The organism is Oceanobacillus luteolus, assembly GCF_023715655.1.
In the GTDB taxonomy this organism is placed as follows: domain Bacteria; phylum Bacillota; class Bacilli; order Bacillales; family Amphibacillaceae; genus Oceanobacillus; species Oceanobacillus luteolus.
The window spans coordinates 17,352-40,643 of sequence record NZ_JAMBON010000011.1 but is presented as its reverse complement, the minus strand read 5'-3'; the positions used below and the strand labels follow the sequence as shown (position 1 = coordinate 40,643).

Here is a 23,292-nt window from a genome sequence, read left to right as displayed (position 1 = left end):
GAGGAGAGGTAGTAATGGAAAAAGTATTATTCGTCGCTTCGGAGGGAACACCATTCATTAAAACAGGAGGTCTTGCCGACGTCATCGGGTCCCTTCCGCAAGCTCTAAAGACATTTGAAGATCTGGACGTACGTGTCATGCTTCCATACTACGATGAAATCAGTGAGGAATGGAAAGATAACATGACCTATCTTACTTCCCTGGATGTGCAAGTAGGCTGGAGAAATCAAGAAGCAACGATTTATACGCTCAACTATCAAGATTGTATCTATTACTTTATTGAAAATGACTATTATTTTACAAGGAAAGGGATTTATGGTTATTACGATGATGGAGAAAGATTTGTTTTCTTTTGTCATGCCGTCATCGAAGCGTTGAAGCATCTTGATTTTCAACCGGATATTCTCCATGCGCATGATTGGCAAGCGGCACTTTCTGTGATGCTGGCGAAGATTACACAGCCGGTACCTAATTTAAAAACGGTGTTGACTATCCATAATTTGAAATATCAAGGACTCATGCCTGTCGATATTTACGATGATTTTTTCCAATTAGGGCGTGAACACATAGCTGGTATGGAGTGGAACGGGATGTTGAATAGTTTGAAAGGCGGGCTTTTCCATGCAGATAAAATTACAACAGTGAGTCCGACTTATGCGGTGGAAATTAAGGATCCTTATTATGGAGAAAATTTGGATCGCATTATTAAAGACCGTGAGAAAGATTTGATTGGTATCCTGAATGGAATTGACACAAAGGAATACAATCCAATGACAGACACACATCTACCCGTCAATTATCGTACCGCCCGAAGTAAAAAGCAGGAGAATCGTCTGCTTTTGCATGAAGAACTTAATTTTACGTATCAACCAGAAGCTCCGTTATATATTATGGTAACGAGATTAGTCGAGCAAAAAGGGCTTCATCTTGTGCAGCATATTTTGGAGGATTTTTTGCAGGAGGATATTCAATTCATCGTTCTTGGAACAGGTGAGCAAGAATTTGAAGACTACTTCCGTTATTTGGAGGACAAATATCCGGAAAAGGTGAAATCATTGCTGACATTTAGCGAAGCATTAGCTCGTCGTCTCTATGCAAGTGCAGACTTTTTAGTCATGCCGTCCCAATTTGAACCATGTGGTCTCTCGCAATTAATTGCCCTGCAATATAAAACAGTTCCAATTGTAAGGGAAACTGGCGGACTTAAGGATACAGTCACCGCTTTTAATGAGGAAACCGGTGAGGGGAATGGTTTTAGTTTCACTAATTATAATGCACATGAATTATTACATGTATTACACTATTCCTTATCCACTTACAAGGACGAGGAGAAGTGGAAGCAGCTCATAAAAAATGTGAATAAAGGTGCGTTTACTTGGAAACAATCAGCAAAGCAATATAGCAAACTATATCAAGAACTTACCGGTTCAGTGAAACAATTAGTAAGTGCAGGGAGCGATTCTTTTTGAAACGATTAACGGCCAAAGAGCTGGCAGCGCAAATAACCCAATTTATAAATACTAGCTATAACGTCGAGGTCCAAGAAGCAACGAATGAAGAAATATTCTATTCATTAGCTGCGGTTGTAAATGAACAAATAAAGCCTCTTTGGTTTGATACGAAAAATCGGTATAAATCTGAGCAGGCAAAGCAGGTTTACTATCTCTCTATGGAGTTTTTAATTGGCCGGTTAATAAAAAGCAATTTATTGAATACCGGAATGTTGGACGTTGCGAACCAAGCATTAGCGGAGCTTGGGTTTGATGCTGAAGAAGTTTACGCAGTGGAACATGACGCAGGACTGGGGAATGGGGGACTTGGCCGGCTTGCTGCTTGTTTTCTTGATTCTCTCGCATCGCTTGGTCTTCCAGGTCATGGCTATGGTATCCGCTATCGCTACGGATTATTTGAACAGCGGATCATTCATGGCAATCAAGTGGAGCTGCCGGACTATTGGCTGAAAAAACCGTATGCTTGGGAAGTGCGCAGAGAAGATGAAATCTGTGTTGTCCAATTTCAAGGTAACGTATTGATGCATCAACGGAACGATGGATCACTTGAGTTCAAATATGAACATACGGATAAAGTTTTAGCTGTACCCTATGATATCCCTATCATTGGATATGAAAATGAGACGGTAAATACATTGCGATTGTGGAGTGCAGAACCTATAACAGAAGAGCCGAATCATTCGACAGATCAGGATGAATTTTACCGTCATCTTGATTTTGAACACTCAATTGAACAACTATCGGGATTTCTCTATCCAGATGACTCAAGCTACGAGGGTAAAGAATTACGGTTGAAACAACAATACTTCCTTGTTTCAGCAAGTATACAAAACATTATGAAGCAGTTTAAGAAAAATTATCGTTTATCCCTGAAACATTTACCGGAAAAGGTTGTCATTCAGATTAACGATACGCATCCGAGTCTAAGCATCCCGGAACTGATGCGGATTCTAATGGATGAAGAGAGACTGGGTTGGGATGAAGCTTGGGACATAACGACGAAGGTGTTTGCGTATACCAATCATACGACGTTGAGTGAAGCCCTCGAAACATGGCCAAAACAAATGATGCAAAGTCTGCTTCCGAGGATTTACATGATCATTGAGGAAATAAATGAAAGGTTCTGTCAGGGGATTTGGTTTGAACACAAGGAACTGCGCGATAAGATTCCCGAGCTTGCGGTAATCGCCGATGATCAGGTCCATATGGCCCGCCTTGCAATCGTCGGCAGTTTCAGTGTTAATGGCGTAGCGAATATCCATACAGAAATTCTAAAGAAAAAAGAAATGAAAAATTTTTATTCACTTTATCCGGAACGATTTAATAATAAAACAAATGGCATTACCCACCGCCGCTGGTTAATGCAGGTAAACCCAAAGCTCACAACATTAATTAATGAGATGATTGGTGACTAATGGGTGAAAAGGCCGAAACAGTTGATCAATTTATTGCGATTTCAAAATGATAGGAACGTACTTGAAGAATTTGCCAAAGTGAAGCGTGAAAATAAAATTCTACTTGCTAATTTTATCCATGATCAAATGGGGATTACTATCGATGACCAATCCATTTTTGACGTGCAGATCAAGCGGCTGCATGAATATAAAAGGCAACTGTTAAATGTCTTTCATATCATTTATCTATATAATGAGCTGAAAGAAAATCCGAATTTAGATATGACTCCACGCACTTTCATTTTTGGTGCAAAAGCAGCACCAAGCTATCATTTAGCAAAAGAGACGATTAAGCTTATTAATACCGTTGCATCCATCATTAATTATGATAAAAGTATCCATGGTAAATTAAAAGTAATATTTATGGAGAATTATAATGTAAGCTTGGCAGAGAAGATTATTCCTGCCACAGATATAAGCGAGCAAATCTCAACTGCCAGTAAAGAAGCTTCTGGAACTGGAAATATGAAGCTTATGATGAATGGTGCCCTTACGATGGGGACAATGGATGGCGCTAATGTAGAAATTCATGATTTGGTTGGTCCACAAAATATGTTCATATTTGGCTTGCGTGCAGATGAAGTGTTGCATTATTATCAACATGGTGGATACAATGCTCGTGAAATCTATAATAACGATGATCGAGTGAAAAGAATCTTGGACCAGCTGCAAAAAGGTGAATTTGGTACACAAGATATAGAGTTTAAGGATATCTATTATAACATCCTGTATCATAATGACCCGTATTTCGTATTAAAGGATTTTGAGCCGTATATCGAAGCTCATGAATATGCAGAAAGTGTCTATCGTGACGAATATAAATGGCAGCAAATGAGTTTGATCAACATTGCCCACTCCGGTAAATTTTCAAGTGATCGTACGATAAGAGAGTACGTCAGTGATATATGGCAGATTAAACCGATATAATATATAGCGAAAGAAGCATTATTCGAATGCTTCTTTTTTTTGGCGAAAATAGTAGGCGTATCATGTCGAAATGAAAACGCTTTATGGAAAAAATCAAAAAATTTGTAGTTTAGCTATTGTTTTTTAATTTAAAAGATAGTATAGTAGGTCTCAGCTAATATATTGCATATGACATATTAGATTAAATTATTTGATAATTCAATAAAAAACACGAAGAAATCTCATCTGGGGGTAATGACAATGAAAGAAAAAGTATCGAAGTCGGCATATGTAGCAATAGGCTTTATGTTATTTGCACTATTTTTTGGAGCAGGGAACCTAATCTTCCCAGCACAGCTTGGCCAGTACGCAGGAGAAAATCTATGGCCGGCAATCATTGGATTTCTAGTAACAGGAGTAGGACTTCCATTATTAGGGGTTATTGCTATCGCGTTCTCTGGAAGTTCAAACTTACAGGAGTTGGCCAGTAGGGTTCATCCCGCATACGGCGTGTTTTTCACAGCTTTACTTTACTTAACAATAGGACCGTTCTTTGCAGCACCAAGAACAGGTACCGTTGCATACGAAGTAGGAATTTTGACGTTCGTTCCTGAAGGATCAGAGCAACTTGGCTTATTAATTTTTACTATTCTTTTCTTTGCTGTTGCGTTACTATTTTCGCTCTATCCTACAAAGATCGTAGATACTGTCGGTAAACTCTTGGCACCAGCTCTAGTATTGTTAATTGTTGTTCTACTAGCTGCTGCGTTTATCAACCCAATGAGTTCAGCTGGGGAAGCTCAGGAAGGCTATTCAAGCGGTGCATTTGTAACAGGATTCTTGGAAGGCTATAATACGATGGATGCACTGGCATCACTTGTGTTCGCAATTATTGTTATTAATGCAATTAAAGCATTGGGCATTAAAGACAAAGGTAGTATTCTATCTGCTGCCTCAAAATCAGGTATTATTGCTATTACACTACTTGGAGTTATTTATATCGGAATTGCATATTTGGGGTCTACATCAGTTGGAGCGTTAGGGCTGTTTGACAACGGTGGCCCTGTTCTAAGTGGAGCAGCAGCTCATTACTTTGGAAATGTAGGTTCTATTTTGTTGGCTGTTATGATCATCTTAGCTTGTTTGACAACAGCAATTGGATTGATTACAGCAAACGCAGAGTATTTCCATACTCTATTCCCTAAAATCAGCTATAAGAAATTGGTTGTATTCTTTGCAACGATTACGTTTATTATCGCTAATTTCGGACTAACAAATATTATCTCGTTCTCTATTCCAGTATTAATGTTCTTATATCCATTAGCAATCGTGTTAATGCTATTGACGTTTGCATCACCGTTATTTAATAACGCACGCCTCGTCTATGTAGCAACCATTGGAGTTACATTCTTGATTGCTATCGTTGATGGAATAACAACACTTTCTGGAACAATTGGAGTTGAATTTGGATTCATTGCACCAGTAGTTGATTTCTATGATGCAGCTTTACCTCTTTATAATCAAGGTTTAGGCTGGCTCGTACCGGCACTTGTAGTAATGATCATCACTGGTATAATCTCTAGAGTTTCAGGTGGCTCAACAGCTGCAGAAACAAACTGATTAGTATAAAGAAACCCCGTATGAAATAGTTTCATACGGGGTTTTTATAATTGCTGATGACTAGGATACTAGTGCATCCAGCGTACGAATCCAGTTTTTCTCCATAACTTCAGCAGCAGATTCTGCTTTACCTTCTTTTAAAAACTGAATGATTGCGTGATGTTCCGAGATTGATTCTTCTGTAAGGTCGATTGCATTGTGAAAGAAATGCCTTCTTACATGGGCTTGCAGCATGCGAAGAATCTGTTTAATATATGCGTTTTCCGCAGCGTCTACAATAAGTTGGTGAAAGGACTCATCAATTTTTAAAGCAGAATAATAGCTCTTTGAATTAATTGCTTGCTCAAATTTCTGATTCACTTCTTCCAACTCTTCTATAACGGATGAATCTATTTGCTCAGTTGCTATTTTTGTAGCAAGTGCTTGTAAAACGGCAAGAGGTGGTAGTAAGTCATTAATGGATTCACGTTCTATTTCTGTGACTTGTGTAGCTTTTCCAGGATACATTCTTACAAACCCTTCCATCTGAAGGAGCTGCAATGCTTCTCTGACAGGAGTACGACTGACTCCGAGCGATTCTGCAAGTTCGGAATCATTTAGTTTTTCGCCAGGAAGGAGGGTGCCGTCTATAATCCATTGTTGGATTTGGTTGTAGGCATGATCCTTGGCAGTCAATCTTGTAGTTGTGGAATGATTCTCAGGAATCGGCATCCTTTAACCCCCTTATTTTCCTAATACTTCTAGTATATACTAAGTGAAATGGAAAAGAAATATGTAGTATATCGCAAACTGAAAATGAACGGTATGACCCAAACCAAGTTTACTATATGGAAAAAATAGGAAGTATAATTACCTAAATATGTAAAATACATATCGGCTGTTTCTCAAAAAACGCAGAATTACTTTGCCTAAGCTTCTATTGTTTGTTTCTTTGGTTTGGATAATTTAGAATGATAGTAATATAGGTAAGGAAGGCATTGGGGAAGTAGTCGTAATATAATGACAGGCAATGTTGAGAATTGGAGGAACTAACTTTGACACAGACATATAAAGTTGGAAATGTATCTATCGGGGAAGGGATGCCTAAAATTTGTGCTCCATTGACGGGTACCAATGTGGATGAAATATTGGAAGAATGCAAGATGATTCGTGCATCAGCTGTTGATCTTGTAGAATGGCGTGTAGATTTCTTCGATGATGCTCTTCTTACGGACCGTGTACTGGCTACGTTACCAAAGATAAAAGAAGTTCTGGAAGATTTACCGCTTATCTTCAGCTTCCGCACTGCGGAGGAAGGTGGAGAAAAGAAGATTACTGATAAGCAATATGTTTCGCTTAATAAAGCCGTTGCAGTATCTGGTCATGTTCATATCATCGATATCGAATTGTTCCGTGGAAAGAATGTAGTGGAAGAACTAGTGACAGCTGCTAAGGAGAGCCAAATATACACGATCATTTCGAATCATGATTTTAATAGAACGCCTGAAATGGAAGAACTCATACGAAGGGTAACAAGCGCGATAGAGTTAGGAGGAGACTTCCCTAAATTAGCCGTTATGCCGCAGAGAGAAGAAGATCTTCTCACTGTGCTTAAGGCGAGCTTACAAATGAAACGTACATATCCAGAACAAGCTATTATTATGATTGCTATGGGGTCTTTAGGAATGATTTCACGGTTGAGTGGGGAAATATTTGGCTCAGCTATTACCTTTGCTTCTGTGAGAAATGCTTCAGCACCAGGTCAAATTTCCGTGACGGATATGAAATCAATTTTACAGCTCATTCATGATGCAAAGTAGATAAAAGTCGACTACATATTGTAGAGTGATTATCTGTTTAGAACATTAGTTATAAAAGTTCTTTATAAATGGAGTCTCACTTTACAATTGAAAAAATCAGTTGTAAAATGACCTACATTGCTTCATGTAGCTTTAATGGAGTTGGAGGTTTTATCATGTTTACAAGAAAAACGTTAGAATTTCTTATATCATCGGAACACTTGCAGAACTTAGGAATCGCCATCGGGATCTTTTTGTTATTTTTGCTTTTTCGCGGGCTGTTTACAAAGTATGTTTTTCGCCTCATCATGCGAATGATCAATAAGACAAAAATTAATTTTCTAGCGAACATATTCAAATCTTTTCAAAAGCCGATGGAATGGCTGTTCACAATTGTTGGATTGTATTTAGCCGTTCGTTTTTATCCTTACATCGATATTGCTGCTGATGGACTGTTCATGCGATTGATTAGAGTATCGTTCATTGTATTATTCACTTGGGGAATGTTAAATCTATCTTCATCTTCTTCCAATCTATTTCATAAAATTAATGAACGCACGAATTTGAGGATTGACGAAATTCTTATTCCGTTATTATCTAGGACCGTTCAAGTAGTTATTGTTGCCATCAGTTTGACGATTATTTTACAAGCGTTCGGGTACAATATTGAAGGTTTAATTGCTGGTTTAGGACTGGGTGGACTTGCAATTTCCCTTGCTGCTAGAGATGCGCTCGCTAATATTTTAGGTGGAATAGTAATTATTTCGGAAAAACCATTTGATCTTGGAGATTGGATTTTAACACCGTCTGTTGAAGGAACTGTAGAGGATATCAGTTTCCGAAGTACTAGAGTCCGAACTTTTGCCCATGCACTTGTCACCGTTCCTAACAATACGTTGGCGAATGAAAATATAACAAACTGGAGTAAAATGGGTAAACGAAGGATTAATTTCACCATACGTATTATTTATGGTACCCCTCCAGAGAAAATCAAACGTGTTATTGAACGGATCAAAACGTTGCTTCAAGAACATAAAGAGGTCCATCCGGAAACGATTATGGTGAATTGGGAACAATATAGAGAAGATGGTTTGGAAATTATGCTATATTTCTTTACCAATACAACGGTTTGGGCAGAACATTTAGATGTTCGTGAAGAGATCAATTTCAAAATCCTTGAGATTCTTGAAGAAGAGAACGTAGAGATTGCTATACCATCGCGACGCCTTATGATGGAAGGGGAAGCGGGGGAAATTATACAAAAAGAGAAACAAAGAGGTACAGAGTAAATCCTTCCGGAGACGGAGAAGCCCTACTACAATGGTAGGGCATTTTTTTGTTCAAAAATCAATCGCTTATCCGATTTCAATCATTAACATTTCCTTTATGATTAACTTAACAGCAATCGAAAGGGGAAATGAATGATGCAGTTGATCGATCGCTCGTTATATCGTTGTCTTATGGAAGAGCGCTTAGAGAACATAAGAACTTCTACGGTGAAAGCCAGCAGGAGAAGAAAAAGGAAGTAATTTATAAATATGGGGAAGTAGTTGATAGCCCAGTGAACCTCCCGCATTGCTGCAAATAAACAATTCCAGTTCTAAAAGCTTTATGATAAAATAAAGTAGATTGCAGGAGTGTAGGAGGAAGAACGATGTATAATTTTGCGGCAAATGTAGTAAAAATTATTTTAAGCATATTTGGCAGAATTAAAGTTTATCAAAAAGATAAGTTACCAGAAAAGGGTGGGTATATTATTGCCTGTACTCATACTGGTTGGGTAGATATTTTATGGCTCGGAGTAGCTTTGTTGCCAAATCAAATTCATTATATGGCGAAAAAGGAATTGTTCCAAACTAAATTTACAAAATGGTTGATGACCGTTCTTAATGCATTTCCGGTTGATCGGGAAAACCCGGGGCCAAGTACAATAAAAATACCTCGTAAACTATTGAAGGAAAAGAAAATCATCGGTATATTCCCTAGTGGAACGAGAACGACAGAAGAAGTTCCATTGAAACGTGGTGCGGTCACTATCGCAGCTTATGGAAAAGCGCCGATTGTGCCAGCGGCGTATGTCGGACCGAATAATTTTAAAGACTTGCTAAAATTTCAGAAGCCGAAATTGATTTTTGGTGATCCAATATACTTGCCTGAAGGGCAAGACAGAAGAGAAGCCATGGATATCATGATGAACGAATTAAATGATACAATGTATGGTTTGCAGAAACAATTGGCGGATAAATAAATGAGTGGAGAGACCTTATGAAAAACATGGAAGATGTTTATCATAAGGTCTTTTATATATGTATAGTCAGGGTATATGAAGCTTTCACGAGGGGAAACTAGAAGAAATGATTGACAATTATTATAATATGTATTAAACTTACATAAAGTAACTTAGTTTATAATTGTAATATATCCAGAAGGGATGAATATAAATGGAAAAGAAATTCTTTCAAGATCCGACGATTTATGTGGGAGAAGTAAATATCAATGTCACAAATATAGAAAGATCATTGGATTTCTATCGTGATTTTCTTGGATTTAAAGTTCTTGAACAAACAGAAACAAAAGCAAAATTAACAGCTGATGGCAAAAATACATTGCTGACTATCGTTCAACCAGAAGGTGTACAGCCAAAAGCTCCAAGAACATCTGGTTTGTATCACTTTGCAATTCTGCTTCCAAACCGCAGTGACCTTGCTTCACTACTTCAACACATTGCAGAGAAGTCAGGAGGAAATATGCGTTTAGGAGCTTCTGATCACTTTGTAAGTGAGGCACTATACTTTGACGATCCAGACGGAAATGGAATTGAAGTGGCTGTGGACCGCGATTCTTCTATCTGGAAGTGGCAGGGAGACAAGGTGGACATGGGTACGGTCGCTCTGGATGCTCAAGGACTAATGGCTGAATTGAAAGGGCCATGGCAAGGGATGCCAGAGGATACCATTATGGGTCATATTCATCTACATGTAGCAGATATTGAAGAATCCCGTAACTTTTACGTGAATGGTATTGGCTATGATATTGTAACAGAGATGCCGAGTGCCCTATTTGCTTCTCATAATGGATACCACCACCATATCGGGATGAACGTTTGGAACGGTGTGGGTGCTCCTCAGCCCCCGGAAAACAGTGTTGGATTAAATTGGTTCTCACTCGTATTCCCTAATGAATCAGTTCGTGAATCAACGGTGGAAAAGGTCCGCAACTTGGATGCACCTGTTCGGGAAGCAGATGGAGATTACTTTGTAGATGACCCTGCAGGAAATACCATCCGTTTTGTAATTGGATAAGAAATAACATTAAACAAAGTAAAAGCAGATCAACCAGATGAAAATCTGACTGATCTGCTTTATTATTTATACCAAGCAGTGGCAGCTTGCACTTCGCTCATGGTTAATTGGTGACCACGATTTTCCCAGTGTAATTCCACATCCGCACCAGCATTGGCTAATAGTTCATTTAATTCCTCAGATTCCTGTGGAGCACAAATTGGATCGTTCGTTCCTGCAGCGATAAACACACGTTTACCTGACAAGTCTGGAAGCTCAATACCTCTTCTAGGAACCATCGGATGGTGGAGGATTGCTGTTTTGAGAGCATCTTCATAATGGAACATCAAACTTGCAGCAATATTTGCGCCATTGGAGTACCCGACTGCAGTAATATTATTTCGGTCAAAACCGTATTTTTCAGCAGCTTCATCAAGGAATTCATTTAATTCCTTAGTGCGAAAAACTAAATCCTCTTCATCGAATACACCCTCAGCTAATCTCTTGAAAAAGCGTGGCATTCCGTTTTCAGATACATTTCCGCGTACGCTCAGCACATTTGCTTCTTTATCGATAATTTCCGCAAGTGGCAGCAAATCTTGTTCGTTGCCACCAGTTCCGTGGAGTAAAAGTATAGTAGGTCTTGATTCATCTGTGCCTTTCTGGAAAATATGCTTCATAAAATTCTTCCTCTCTATTTTGGTCTCTTGATGGTGAATATGTCTCCGATGTTTGCATAGTCATGTCCAGCAAGACGGCTTACCGCTCGGAGGTTTTCATAATTTATTTTTCCAGCTTCATAGATTTCTTCCGCAATATGAAACCTTTCTATTTTGCCGATAATCAAATCTGTTGTGATATGTTGTCCGTTACCGAGTTCAACTGTCTTTTCTAAAGAGCATTCATATCTTGCTTTTGCTTGTTTAATGGCAGGAGTCTGAACGATCTGACTGGCCACTACATCCAGGTCGGTCAAATCAATTTCACTTTCATCTGGTGGCAAAGTAGCAGCTGTTTTGTTGATTTCGGCCACATTATCAGCATCTACAATATGAATGACAAATTCACCAGTATCGAGGATATTTTTTGCTGTATCCTTTTGCTCGCCATTCTTGCGTTGAATCGAAACAGAAAGCATAGGTGGGTCTATGGCGGCGATATTAAAATAGCTGAAAGGAGCTGCGTTTACAATCCCGTCTTTAGACTTACTAGTTATAAAAGCAATTGGGCGCGGAATGACCGTACCGATCATCAACTTATAATTTTCTCTTTCTGTATTATCTTTTGGATCAAAGGAAAGCATAAAGCACCTCCATTTCGTCATAGAACTAGATAATTCTTCCAGCTTTCTTCCCGATTGTTTTTACTGTTTCAATGAGGATGCGTTTATGCTCATCGGGGACATCGGAGAAGATTTCCTCGATTCTAGCTTGGTGTTTTGGAAAAATTTCATTCATTACCTGATTCCCTTTTTCCGTGATTTCAATATAAATGACACGGCGGTCGTCTTTACAATTAGAACGGCGTAATAAATCATTTTTTTCTAACTTGTCAATTACATAAGTTATCGATCCAGTATTAATGAGAACGGCTTCAGATATTTGCTTGATTGTTTGTCTACCTTTGTGGTATAGTGCTTCCAGAATAGCAAAATCAGATGTTTTCATCCCATGATCGGCAATGTCTTGTTTTACTAATTCTTCTAACGTTTTAGATGCCTTCATGACAACGACAAAAGCTTTCAACGATAAGTTTTCACTCATGACTCTTTCTCCTTCATTACATATACTGAATTAAGATATATTTAATTAATTGTATTATAGATGTAAAAGTTCATACTGTCAAGGAATCTATTGGGTTTCCTGAGAAACAAGTTCCCCACCTAGATCATGTTTTAGGTGGGGAAACTGCATAATTGGCTCACTTCAGCAATTGCATTCTGGTATTAAACAGTGTCGGGTAAGATAGAAAGCCGAGCATGATACTTGTTACAGCTGCAGTTGTCAAAAGAAGAAAGAGAATGAGCAACTGGAACTGCACAGCTTGAATCGGGTCAGCTCCGGCGATGATTTGACCGCTCATCATTCCTGGCAATTGTACAAGTCCTATCGTCTTTTGACTTTCCACTATAGGAATTAAACTTGCCTTAATTGCTGTAATAAGTGAATAGTGGATAGCTTGTTTTGGTGTACCTCCCAAAGAAAGAATGAGCTCCGTTTCGTCTCGTCTTGATTCGATTTCAGCTGTGAAGCGATTTAGAAACAAAATGGATAAAACCATGGAATTTCCAATAACCATCCCACTGATTGGGATGATATATTGTGCCTCAGCCGGTGTGATTTTAAATCCAATAAGTATTCCTTGAGTCAAAGCTTCAACAAATACAAAGGTAATTACAAGCTTCCAAGTGATTCCTCGGATGGTAGCCCCCTTTTTCCTCGCGTTATGGGTTGCAGCGGTAATCATAAGAATAATCATAAGCAGGATATAGATAAAATGATCAGCAGCGAAAACAAATGTTAAAACATAACCAACAGCAAGCAGCTGAATAATGGAACGAATGGTTGCGATTATGGTGTCCTTTTCCAAGCCGAGCTTTAAAGTCTTAGATAGAAAAAGGGGGATGAGGACGAATACGAGTGCCAAAGATAAAGTCAGGAAACTCATTTAATTTCCCCCTCTACAAATTGTTTTACCCTCTGATCTTTCGGTTCCAGCAGCAGACTGCTTGGTCCGTATTCCACAAGTTCACCTTTCATCATAACCCACGTATCATCTCCAATTTGAATAGCTTGATTTAAATTATGGGTGATCCAAATGATTGTTACGCCAAACTCTTTATTTATTCTTTCTATTAATTTCTCTATATCATCTCTAGAAACTCGATCAAGAGAAGAGGTGATTTCATCCAATAGCAAGATTTCCGGTCGGTTGACAAGTGTTCTGGCAATGGATACCTTTTGCCTTTGGCCACCGGAAAGGTCGGTGACTTTTCTCTTTAACATGTCTTTATCAAGGCCCACTTTAGTGAGCAATATTTCAGCCTCCTCTTCGGTTAACATTTCTCCAGCTAGAGTGCGTGGCAACTTTAAATTGTCATAAACCGTGCCGGATAACATAGTCGCACTTTGCAATGCCAAACCTACATTTCTTCTTAATTCTGTAGGATCATATTGATTGATATCTTTCGCATTGACGGTAATGTTACCCTGTGTTGGTGAAATTAATCCGTTACACAGCCGGAAAAGTGTTGTTTTCCCCGCACCAGAAGGACCGACAAGTGTGGTAATCTTACCTTTTCTGAAAAAGCCGGTAATATTTTTTAATATTTGAAGTGAGCCGTCGTAATAAGACACTTGACTAAATTCAATTGCTTTATCTATTTGCTGATTCACAGTTCTACCTCTTTTCACAAGGGGAAGAATAGATTAACATCCCCATTTCCTGTTAATAGTTTACCCCAAATTACAGTTCTGCAATGATAATTCGCTTACTTATGTTTATTGCCGTATCATAAGTGGAATCGTTTGAATCGGAAAGATGCCGTTGCCTATAATAAAAGTAGTCGGCTGTTAACACATGGAAAGGGATGATTGAAATGATATTTCCTGTATTGGAAGGTAAAGTAGCAATCGTAACCGGAGCAGCAATGGGGATGGGGAAGGCAACTGCAGAACTGTTTTCGAAAGCAGGAGCTAAAGTAGTTGTAGCAGATTTTAACGAAGAAAAAGGTGCTGAAACTGTTGAAGAGATTAAAGCAGCAGGTGGAGAAGCAGCCTTTGTAAAAGTGGATATTTCTAATTCTGAGCAAGTACAAAGCATGGTGAAGTTCACGGTGGATACGTATGGAAAGCTGGATGTTGCTGTAAACAACGCCGCATTGACGCCAGATGATAAACCCGCAGATGAATTTGATGAAGATTATTGGGACCGTTTAATGGCTGTTGACCTTAAGGGTACAGCATTATGTCAAAAATATGAATTGCAACAAATGAAAAAACAAGGACATGGTGGGTCGATTATTAACATTTCTTCTGTAAGTGGCTTCCGTCCACAGCCGAATAATATTGCCTATGTAGCTGCCAAGCATGGGGTGGTTGGGATGACAAAAGTTGCCGCCTTAGAAAATGGTCCATACAATATTAGAGTCAACTCGGTTGCACCAGGAGCAATTGACACACCGATGCTACGTGGAGCCTTAGAGCAGTTTGGTTTAGATGAAGAAAGCTATGCACCACAACTGAGTTTATTAAACCGCTTCGGACAAGCTGAAGAAATCGCTGAAGCAAGTCTATGGTTGGCATCTGATGCATCTTCTTATGTAACAGGAACAACTATTCATGCCGATGCGGGATATGTAAATCGTTAATGATTAATCATTCCAAAGCCTTGGCGTTTGCCGGGGCTTTTTTGTTGCCTTCTTATCGATAGGGTTGAAATTGAAACAGAGATTTTGTAATGAAGTAGATTCTTGCTCCATCATTTTTTAACATGATTATGCATAGTTATTACAAAGCTTATAGAAGGGTGGAGGGGGAAGGATGTACTACCCGTATGTTCCTCAACAAGTATACAGGCAACCTGAGCGACGGCGTATGACTGTAACAGGTGAAGGAAGTGTATCAGCACAGCCGGATACAGTCTCCATACAGTTAGGGGTCCGGACGGAAAGTGAATCTGTCTTACAGGCTGAACAGGAGAATGCATCGGTAATGAATCAGGTGATCGATGCATTAATCGGAACCGGTATACCGAGAGAGAACATAAAGACCGCAAGTTTTACGATTTCCCCATTGTATGACTTTGTTGAAGGGGAGCAGGTCTTTAGAGGCTATCAAGTAATCAACAGTATAACAGTGGAATTGAATGATGTTTCCAAAGCAGGACTTGTTATTGACACTGCTGTTCAGAATGGGGTGAATCAGGTGTCGTCTCTTCAATTTTCGCTACAGAATCCAGAGATTTATTACAATGATGCTTTGGATAAAGCTTTGAAAAATGCAATTAGTAAAGCAACTTCCATTGCCCAAAGTCTACAGGTGAATCTTGATCCTACCCCTGTAAAAATTACAGAACAAGTAGCTGAACTGCAACCGCGTTTCCAGACGTTTGCAGCGCTCGAAAGCACCACTCCTATAGAGCCAGGACAATTGAAGATACGGGCCACGGTTAAAGCTATATTTCAATATTAAAACAGGAAGCGTAAAATTTACGCTTCCTGTTCTTTATTTTTCCCTTAATAGTTTATTTTTCGTTTTCAACAGATCTTGAAACTCCTGCTCCAGTTCATTGGTTGGTTCGATACTAAGTTTGCTCAAGACTTCAGAAATTTTTGTGTCTAATAAGAGCAACTCTTGTTCCAACGTATCAACTTCCATTTCAACATCGCGATTATTAAATTGTGCATAGCTTCCTTGGAAATCAATTAAAGTTTGATTTTCAATGGCTAGAATCCGTTCGGCCACATGATCGATGAACATTCGGTCATGAGAGATGAATAGAATTGTTCCCTCATACTCCTTCAGTAGTTCTTCCAATGCTTCCATTGCATATATATCAAGGAAGTTCGTCGGTTCGTCTAGAATCAGTGTATTACAGTCGTTCACCAACAGCTTTGCTAAAGCGACTTTAACCCGTTCACCGCCGCTCAGTACGTCGATTGGTTTGTAAACAGTATCTCCAAAAAAGTGTAATCGTGCCAGAATGGTTCGGGCCATGGATTCATCTTGGATAGAAGTGCTCATCACGTTATCAAGTATTGTTTTCTCCGTCTCCAAGACGTCCAAGTTTTGGCTGAAGTAACCGATTCGTACAGCTGGTGAAATGGTGATACCGGAATTATTCTTGATCAGTTGTCGAACTAAAGTTGTTTTGCCGGACCCGTTTTTCCCGATGATGGCAACCTTTTCACCGCCTTTAATTTGAAAGCTGGTCTTTTGCCAGAGTATACGGTTGCCTATTTTACCTTGAACATCTTCTGCACGAAGGATAATCCTTCCATGTAAGTTTTCCTGGTTTGGTAATTCCATTTTAATTTTTGGCAGTTCTTTAATTTTCTCTACTTTCTCAAGCTTTTCCAGTCGAGTTTCAATTGATTTCGCAACTTGTTGCAGCTTTTTTTGTTTTTTAGCGAAGTAAGGTTTGGCTCCAGTAATTTTGGCTTCTGATCTGCTGAGTTGTTTAGGCTTTTTCGTTGCCTTGTTCGCTTTCTGTTGTTTGAGAACGATAGCTTCTTCAAGCTGCTGCTTTTTTTGCACGTAGTTTTCGTAGGCTTTTTCCTGTTCTTTCAGTTTTATTTCCTTTTGCACCGTATAGTCTGAGTAATTTCCTTTATAAACAGTTATCTTGCCCTCTTCAATTTCCCAGATGGTTCCACAAATCGCATCTAGAAAAGCACGATCATGTGAGACGAGGACAATAGCCCCTTGATAACGCTCAAAAGCCTTTTCCAATTTTATTATTCTTTCTGTATCTAAATTGGTTGTAGGTTCATCAGCAAGAAGCAATTCAGCTTTTTCTCCAAGTGCGCGGTCGATGTATTGTTGAGTTACTTCACCACCGCTTTTTACGGTGTCAGTATTTTTTAATTGAGGAAGCAAGGTACAGTCGGCTTTTCCAGTAATATTTCCACTATGTGCAGTTCTATTACCTGCGATGATTTCCAGCAATGTCGTCTTTCCAGAACCATTTCTACCGACAAGTCCTATCCTTTCCTTCGCGCGTATTTGTAAATGATCGATGTCAAAAAGCATCCGATCACCAATATCATAAGTCAAATTCGTAATTTCTTTGATGACCAAGTATATCAACTCCATTCCAGGCATGAAAAAAGCCCCTATAGTTAATCAGAATAGGAGTCAGGAAAAAAGGGTCAATCGAACCCTAATAACGTACATTTTAATCCAATCCTATTCCGAAACAAAATTGCATGAGAAATAAGCAGGTAGTTTCTGCTTCTCAACCAAAATTGATACGTTTCGTGTGTAATAGGATTAGTTTTTCATGTTCTCTTGGTTCACCCTTTCCATATTGGTTATTTTTATTATACTATAATGTTCAATAATTGGAACTGATTCCATAAAAAAAAGACAGCCTCCACCCCGGAGGCTGCCTTTTCCCAAACCGTAAAGGCTTAGGAATGCGGAAAATTCATTTCCTTTCATGAGGACGGACTTGTTCAACCCCGTCTTACTCTTTTCATCTTACCGTTAAAACCAAAACAGCAGTTGTTTTCAGTTGCACTTTTCACAAAAAATCACTTTGCTCAAACACTTTAGAGAATTTGACTCTTAAATTGTTGCCGACGGGATGGTTCCGTCTTGAAGTAAATTTTCCGCCAAGGCGTGCATTTCCCTATTAGAATTTGCTTTTTGATAAGTTGCTAGTTACACATACAAGTTACCAATTTGCTAAATTCCAATAGTAGTTCGCCTTGTCATTTACTATACCCGTTTCCAAAGGAATAAAACGTATCTTTTGTAAATTTTACAGTATGAAATGAAAAAAACACCTTTACAAGAAAAACAGATTCACTTATAGTAAAAGTACCTAATTATTCTAGGTAGGTGAAATTATGTTTAATCGAGAACTTGTTAAAGGGAGTACATCCTTACTTGTGCTTCAGCTTCTTAATGAACGCGATATGTATGGCTATGAGTTAGTCAAGGAAATGGCTAAACGAAGTGATGACCGTCTGCAAATGAAGGAAGGGACGTTATATCCTGCTCTTCATAAAATGGAAAGGCAAGCTTATATCCAACATTATTGGAAGCATCAAGAAAAGGGGCCAGCCCGCAAATACTACCGAATTACAGAAGAAGGAAAAGAAATTCTTGCAGAACGTACATCTGAATGGAAATTGTATGTTCAGGTAATGAATAACCTTATTGGAAGAAATGAAGCATGAATGCAGAGGCACAACGGTTTCTCGATGACCTGGAGAAAGCACTTGGGAATGATCCGAAATGTGCAGAAATCATGGCGGAATATCGCCTGCATGTTGAAGAGGTACTGTATGAACTGTCAGAGGAAGGAACTTACGATGCGCTTGTAAGTAGACTTGGCTCCCCAAAAGAATTAGCGGAACTTTGGAAAACAGAGAAATCGGTAACCCCTAGGAAAATGCAGCAACTGTTCGTTTTCTTGAATATTGCATTGTTTATCCTTGGTGCCATACTTACGGTTGGATACAATGTGTTCGGATGGCAGTGGCTAGGAATCCTTTGGGGAAATCTAACAGAATCAACAACCATTATCATCTTTATTTATATGTTCTTCTGGGGATTATTGGGCTATGAAATTGGGAAAGCGTTCGGCGCCCGTGGAAAAAAGATACTGAGGCGCACGTTTATCATTTGTATCATACCTAATCTAATTCTCATGTACTTAATCGTATTCCGTCTCATCCCTTATGAATGGTTTGACCCACTTTTGGATGGGAAGTTTATTTTACTATGTATTTTCTGTACGTTTGCTTTATATCCGATCAGCTGGTTAGGTTACCGTTGGGGAAGAAAAGCATCAGTTTAATGGACTGGATCACTTGCATTATTCAGTCCGATTTATGTTCATGATTTTTTACCTATGTACATAGAATATCTATATACATAGGAATTCTATGTAATAGAATGAGGCGTTGAATTATGAAAACGAAACAAAGAGAGTGGATGTTCTTATTCGTCTGTATATTTTTAGGGATACTTGCAGAACTAAGCTTCCTTCATGGCGAGATTGGAATATCTTATATCATTTTTATCGCAGTCTTTTATTCGGTCGTGTTTATCCGTTTTCGTTTTTCTTTTGAACACCGAAGAATTGGTTTATTGCTGATGGCTGGGATTTGGATATTGGCGGGAAGCTATGTGCTTTATGACAGTACGGTGTTTTATTTGTTGAATACCCTTGTCATTCCTGCTGTAGTGTTTTTCCATATCGTGTTAATTACTAGTCCAGGCAGCTTAAACTGGAGTAAACTTTCTTTTATTAAACTTGTTTCTGGAAAATTGCTGGACACCTTTAATTTCCTCACGAACTATTTAAGTTACGTTGGTCGGACATTATCGAGGAATGGAAAGCAAGGGAAGAATGATACACCTCGCCATATCCTTTTAGGATTCATTATTGCGATACCTTTATTATTTATTGTTATTCATTTATTGATGTCTGCTGATGTGGCCTTCAAGGAATTTGTTCAACGATTGTTCTTTTTTGAATTGCGGATGAATATAGTGGAGATTGGTTTTAGAATTGGTTTTATACTGATTATGAGTCTCTTTTTCTTTTGTGTATTTAAAGTGCTTGGCAAACGAACAAACCGCGAGATTGAAATGAATCAAACTAACAATATAAAAATTTGGCCGGGGACGATGGCTGTAACGATTCTAGTATTATTGAATGCTGTATATGTCTTGTTTCTAGTTATACAATTCCAGTATTTATTTAGCGGTGGACTACATGAAGGTTTTACGTATGCGGATTATGCAAGACAAGGTTTTTTTGAACTGTTGCTGGTAACCTTGATCAATTGGACGGTATTGCTTGTATGTATGAAGCACGTAAAGCGGGAAAGCAGAAGTTTGAATCGAACCTTGCAAATTTTATATTCCATCTTAATTGGTGTCAGTGGTGCACTGTTACTTTCTGCTTGGCAGCGGCTCATGCTTTATGAAGAAATGTATGGGTATACAATGGAACGGTTGCTTGCTCAATCTTTTATGATGTTTTTAATGGTGATTTTCGCCTATACGCTCATTCGAGTATGGTTGGAAAATCTGCCTATTTTACATTTTTACTTAATTAGTTCGTTTATATTTTATGCACTTCTGAATGTCGTCAATTTAGAAGAAACCATAGTAGAAAATAATATAGAGCGTTATGAGGAAACAGGTAAAATTGACTTGTATTACTTAAATCGTCTTGGTGGAGAAGGGTTAAAAGGACTGATTTATTTATATGAACAAGACCCGGACATTCCTGAATTGAAAGAAATATTAGCGGAAAACCAGGAACGGTTCACAAGGGATGAAACACCATCCTGGCAATCATTTAATTTTACAAGAAATGAAGCAAGAAGTTTATTGAAGGAGCTTGAGCTCTAACCAAACTGGAGGTGGGACCATGACGGTCAATATACCGAGACATGTTGGTATTATTATGGACGGTAACGGAAGATGGGGGAAATCACGCGGACTCACAAGAAGTGAAGGCCATTATGCCGGAGTTCAAGCAATGGAAAAAGTAATCGATGCGAGTATTGAAGTAGGAATTCAAGCATTGACTTTATACGCCTTTTCGTCTGAAAACTGGTCACGATCCAAAGAAGAAGTTAATTATTTAATGCGTCTGCCTATCCGATTTTTTAAACAAAAGCTTCCAGATTTTATGAGGCGTAATGTGAGAATCCTTGTATCGGGGGATATGGATGGGCTACCGAAGGCGACAAAGAAAGTGCTTGCTCAATCGATGGAAAAAACGAAAAATAATAGCGGATTGATTGTCAACTTTGCATTTAATTATGGCGGCAGAGGCGAAATTGTGCAAGCCGCCCGACGGATGATTCAAGAGCTGCAAGAGAGCGGTCAAGGTTTGAATGAAGATGCACTCCAGAAATACTTATACACGAGTGAATTGCCGCAATTGGATTTAGTAATCCGTACCGGCGGAGAACAACGCTTAAGTAATTTCTTGCTGTGGCAATGTGCGGATGCGGAATTATACTTTACGGATGTATATTTCCCGGACTTTGATGAAAAACATCTAAAAGAAGCGGTATACGATTTCCAAGAACGTACATCAGAATATAGCTTTGCGGAAATTTATAGTAAAGCAAAATAAATAATGATACTGAGCATATTAATTTATGTTCAGTACCATTATTTTTTTTCAAGAAGGCGTATGAACCGTTCACGAAAAATATTTTTATCTTCTTGCGTAAATGGTTTCGGACCTTTCGTCCGTTTTCCAGCTTTTCGGGCTTGAGCACTCAAGTAGCGTGCCTGGAGCAAGTCATCGATATTCTTATTTGTATACATAAACCCCTTATGGTGCATCACTAAACACCCTTTTGCTAAAGCGAGAGATGCAAGACCATAATCTTGTGTAATGACGAGATCACCTTTAGACGCAAGTTTCATGATCCGATAATCCGCTTCATCTCTTCCGTGGTCCACGTAAACCGTACCCACTCCAAGAGGATACTCTTGCATGGAAAAGTGCGAAATGCTCGTTACAAGAGTCACTTCATAGTTTCTCTTCGTTGCTTCATCAATAATAATATCTTTCACTGGACAAGCATCTGCATCTATATATATCTGCATAAAATCACCTCGTTTATTGTCTTTCTCTAGCATACCAAAGTTTTGTGAAAATAGTCCTTTATATATGATGAATGGTTTAGAAATTGTTATGAAAATTGGCTTCGATCCTTTTAGTAAAGAAGTTTTTTTATATCCCACCGGATATGGATGTATATCAAATAAATTGAAAAAAGTCGGCTCAATTAGCCGACTTTTTTGAGTAGATCATTATTAAAGTATTGGAGGTATTTTTTACGACCTAGGAAGCGTAGTTTGTACTTCGCTATACGGTTGCTTCCGCTTCTGTTGCTGATTTAAAATAATGACCGCTAGAATGACTGCACTGATTCCGCCGAATAATTTACTGACAATCATCGGGAACACCATTCCTGGTTCGATTCCCGCGACAAATCCTAAATGGCCACCGAATACGAATCCAGCGCTCACGCTGAAGGCAATATTAATTACTTTGCCACGTGTGTCCATTTCTTTTAACAGTGCCAGCATGGGAATAATATGGGCAAGGGTTGCAATTAATCCTGCAGTTGCCGTTTGATTGATGCCAAGCATGGAACCGAGTATCCTCAAAGGCTTTTTAAAAGTCTTTGAAATAAAGAGTACCATTGGGAAGGCTCCGGCTAAAAAGATTGCAATCGTACCGACAATTTGAATACCTTCAGATAACGGGGCGAGGCCGGGTATAATAACAATCCCTGTCAATGTTTCCATCACTATTGCAATTAGTCCTATAATCGCGAGGGCCTCGATGAATTTTCCGAAGATGGAAAAGCCCCGAACCATCATAACTGGTATTTTCCATAGCCCAACCACAATCAATAGAGAAATAAGAATAGTCGGTATTAGATTCCTAATCAACATCTCCATTTCGAAGCCAGCTACTAGTCCACCAATGAACGTACTAAGTGGTATGGTTACGATACCAATAAGAATTCCTTGCGCTAAGAAATGACGATCTTCTTTTTCAATGATGCCTAATGAAACTGGTAGAATAAAAACGATTGTAACTCCAATCGATGTTCCGAGGAATACCCATGCAAAGAGTCCGGCTTCAGGATTGAGAGCCATCGTTTCGGCCAGTGCATAACCCCCCATGTCAATTGCAAGTATAGTATTGGCAAATATTGCAGGATCTGCTCCCACCAGACCGTAAATTGGTGTAATGATTGGTAGTAGTATTTCAGCAATGACCGGTGCTAAAGAAATGATTCCAATCATGACAACGGCAAGCGAACCCATAGTCATCAATCCATCCATAAAACGCTCACCAAAACCAAAACGATTGCCTATGATTTTATCAATTGCACCGATGATAAAGAAGAAAACAACAATATATATGATTATTTCATTCATTCGACGTTCTCCGTTTCAAAGTATGTATTTCCGTTATGAACCTATTATGCGACTTGTTTGCTTGGCGTGCAAGTACT

General features: G+C 38.8%; 21 protein-coding genes and 1 pseudogene. 13 read left to right on the top strand and 9 right to left on the bottom strand.

Annotated elements, in window-relative coordinates:
- The first annotated feature begins 14 nt into the window (after positions 1 to 14).
- The 3 genes and pseudogenes from glgA (at position 15) to brnQ (ending at position 5,491) form a co-directional block, all read left to right on the top strand.
- On the top strand, positions 15 to 1,469 hold the full coding sequence (glgA, locus tag M3210_RS08965; protein ID WP_251513464.1) for a glycogen synthase GlgA: 1,455 nt from the start codon (positions 15 to 17) through the stop codon (positions 1,467 to 1,469).
- A pseudogene (locus M3210_RS08960) lies at positions 1,466 to 3,892 on the top strand (glycogen/starch/alpha-glucan phosphorylase). Before glgA ends, M3210_RS08960 begins: the two are co-directional and overlap by 4 nt.
- A 240-nt stretch (positions 3,893 to 4,132) precedes the next feature.
- Positions 4,133 to 5,491 carry a branched-chain amino acid transport system II carrier protein gene (gene brnQ / locus M3210_RS08955; RefSeq protein WP_251513462.1) on the top strand — a complete coding sequence of 453 codons (1,359 nt, stop codon included), beginning with the start codon at positions 4,133 to 4,135 and terminating at the stop codon, positions 5,489 to 5,491.
- Positions 5,492 to 5,551: 60 nt separating this feature from the next.
- On the opposite strand, the gene M3210_RS08950 is transcribed toward brnQ, so the two are convergent.
- Positions 5,552 to 6,202: a GntR family transcriptional regulator gene (locus M3210_RS08950; RefSeq protein ID WP_251513461.1), complete on the bottom strand. Its 651-nt coding sequence runs from the start codon at positions 6,200 to 6,202 to the stop codon at positions 5,552 to 5,554.
- A 323-nt stretch (positions 6,203 to 6,525) separates the two neighbouring features.
- Between M3210_RS08950 and aroD the strand changes: the two genes are divergently transcribed.
- The 4 genes from aroD to M3210_RS08930 all read left to right on the top strand — a co-directional run bounded on the left by aroD (position 6,526) and on the right by M3210_RS08930 (position 10,571).
- On the top strand, positions 6,526 to 7,290 hold the full coding sequence (gene aroD, locus M3210_RS08945) for a type I 3-dehydroquinate dehydratase (RefSeq protein ID WP_251513459.1): 765 nt from the start codon (positions 6,526 to 6,528) through the stop codon (positions 7,288 to 7,290).
- A 155-nt stretch (positions 7,291 to 7,445) separates the two neighbouring features.
- A complete protein-coding gene (locus M3210_RS08940; protein WP_251513458.1) occupies positions 7,446 to 8,558 on the top strand; it encodes a mechanosensitive ion channel family protein in 1,113 nt (370 codons plus the stop codon).
- A gap of 365 nt (positions 8,559 to 8,923) precedes the next feature.
- Positions 8,924 to 9,517: a lysophospholipid acyltransferase family protein gene (locus M3210_RS08935; protein WP_251513457.1), complete on the top strand. Its 594-nt coding sequence runs from the start codon at positions 8,924 to 8,926 to the stop codon at positions 9,515 to 9,517.
- Positions 9,518 to 9,710: 193 nt separating this feature from the next.
- Entirely contained in the window at positions 9,711 to 10,571 is an 861-nt protein-coding gene (locus M3210_RS08930; RefSeq protein WP_251513456.1) for a VOC family protein, read from the top strand.
- Between the two features lie 62 nt (positions 10,572 to 10,633).
- Here M3210_RS08930 and M3210_RS08925 read toward each other — a convergent pair whose 3' ends face one another.
- The 5 genes from M3210_RS08925 to M3210_RS08905 all read right to left on the bottom strand — a co-directional run bounded on the left by M3210_RS08925 (position 10,634) and on the right by M3210_RS08905 (position 13,945).
- Positions 10,634 to 11,230: an alpha/beta hydrolase gene (locus M3210_RS08925; protein WP_251513455.1), complete on the bottom strand. Its 597-nt coding sequence runs from the start codon at positions 11,228 to 11,230 to the stop codon at positions 10,634 to 10,636.
- 14 nt (positions 11,231 to 11,244) lie between these two features.
- Positions 11,245 to 11,853, bottom strand: coding sequence for a flavin reductase family protein (locus tag M3210_RS08920; RefSeq protein WP_251513454.1), 609 nt, complete (start codon positions 11,851 to 11,853; stop codon positions 11,245 to 11,247).
- 25 nt (positions 11,854 to 11,878) lie between these two features.
- A complete protein-coding gene (locus M3210_RS08915) occupies positions 11,879 to 12,313 on the bottom strand; it encodes a MarR family winged helix-turn-helix transcriptional regulator (RefSeq protein WP_251513453.1) in 435 nt (144 codons plus the stop codon).
- A gap of 157 nt (positions 12,314 to 12,470) precedes the next feature.
- Positions 12,471 to 13,217 carry an ABC transporter permease gene (locus tag M3210_RS08910; protein ID WP_251513452.1) on the bottom strand — a complete coding sequence of 249 codons (747 nt, stop codon included), beginning with the start codon at positions 13,215 to 13,217 and terminating at the stop codon, positions 12,471 to 12,473.
- Positions 13,214 to 13,945 (bottom strand): ABC transporter ATP-binding protein, encoded by a 732-nt coding sequence (locus tag M3210_RS08905; protein ID WP_251513451.1) that lies wholly within the window; start codon positions 13,943 to 13,945, stop codon positions 13,214 to 13,216. The genes M3210_RS08910 and M3210_RS08905 overlap by 4 nt, the downstream gene beginning before the upstream one ends.
- Before the next feature lie 203 nt (positions 13,946 to 14,148).
- On the opposite strand from M3210_RS08905, the gene M3210_RS08900 reads away from it, so the two are divergent.
- Entirely contained in the window at positions 14,149 to 14,919 is a 771-nt protein-coding gene (locus M3210_RS08900; RefSeq protein ID WP_251513450.1) for an SDR family NAD(P)-dependent oxidoreductase, read from the top strand.
- Positions 14,920 to 15,091: 172 nt separating this feature from the next.
- Positions 15,092 to 15,742, top strand: coding sequence for an SIMPL domain-containing protein (locus M3210_RS08895; RefSeq protein ID WP_251513449.1), 651 nt, complete (start codon positions 15,092 to 15,094; stop codon positions 15,740 to 15,742).
- A 33-nt stretch (positions 15,743 to 15,775) separates the two neighbouring features.
- On the opposite strand, the gene M3210_RS08890 is transcribed toward M3210_RS08895, so the two are convergent.
- A complete protein-coding gene (locus M3210_RS08890; protein WP_251513620.1) occupies positions 15,776 to 17,350 on the bottom strand; it encodes a Vga family ABC-F type ribosomal protection protein in 1,575 nt (524 codons plus the stop codon).
- A 773-nt stretch (positions 17,351 to 18,123) separates the two neighbouring features.
- Between M3210_RS08890 and M3210_RS08885 the strand changes: the two genes are divergently transcribed.
- From M3210_RS08885 to uppS, 4 genes are all read left to right on the top strand, one after another.
- The gene (locus M3210_RS08885; RefSeq protein ID WP_251513448.1) at positions 18,124 to 18,456 is read left to right on the top strand and encodes a PadR family transcriptional regulator; all 333 of its coding nucleotides are present in this window, start codon (positions 18,124 to 18,126) and stop codon (positions 18,454 to 18,456) included.
- Entirely contained in the window at positions 18,453 to 19,079 is a 627-nt protein-coding gene (locus M3210_RS08880) for an HAAS signaling domain-containing protein (RefSeq protein WP_251513447.1), read from the top strand. The genes M3210_RS08885 and M3210_RS08880 overlap by 4 nt, the downstream gene beginning before the upstream one ends.
- A 113-nt stretch (positions 19,080 to 19,192) precedes the next feature.
- Complete coding sequence (locus M3210_RS08875; protein WP_251513446.1) at positions 19,193 to 20,647, top strand: DUF4153 domain-containing protein; 1,455 nt, start codon at positions 19,193 to 19,195, stop codon at positions 20,645 to 20,647.
- Positions 20,648 to 20,666: 19 nt separating this feature from the next.
- Entirely contained in the window at positions 20,667 to 21,383 is a 717-nt protein-coding gene (gene uppS, locus M3210_RS08870) for a polyprenyl diphosphate synthase (protein ID WP_251513445.1), read from the top strand.
- A gap of 38 nt (positions 21,384 to 21,421) precedes the next feature.
- On the opposite strand, the gene M3210_RS08865 is transcribed toward uppS, so the two are convergent.
- Together M3210_RS08865 and eutH are read right to left on the bottom strand one after the other, a co-directional pair.
- Positions 21,422 to 21,865, bottom strand: a complete 444-nt coding sequence (locus M3210_RS08865; RefSeq protein WP_251513444.1) for a YaiI/YqxD family protein — start codon at positions 21,863 to 21,865, stop codon at positions 21,422 to 21,424.
- 231 nt (positions 21,866 to 22,096) lie between these two features.
- Positions 22,097 to 23,215: an ethanolamine utilization protein EutH gene (gene eutH, locus M3210_RS08860; protein WP_251513442.1), complete on the bottom strand. Its 1,119-nt coding sequence runs from the start codon at positions 23,213 to 23,215 to the stop codon at positions 22,097 to 22,099.
- Positions 23,216 to 23,292: the final 77 nt, after the last annotated feature.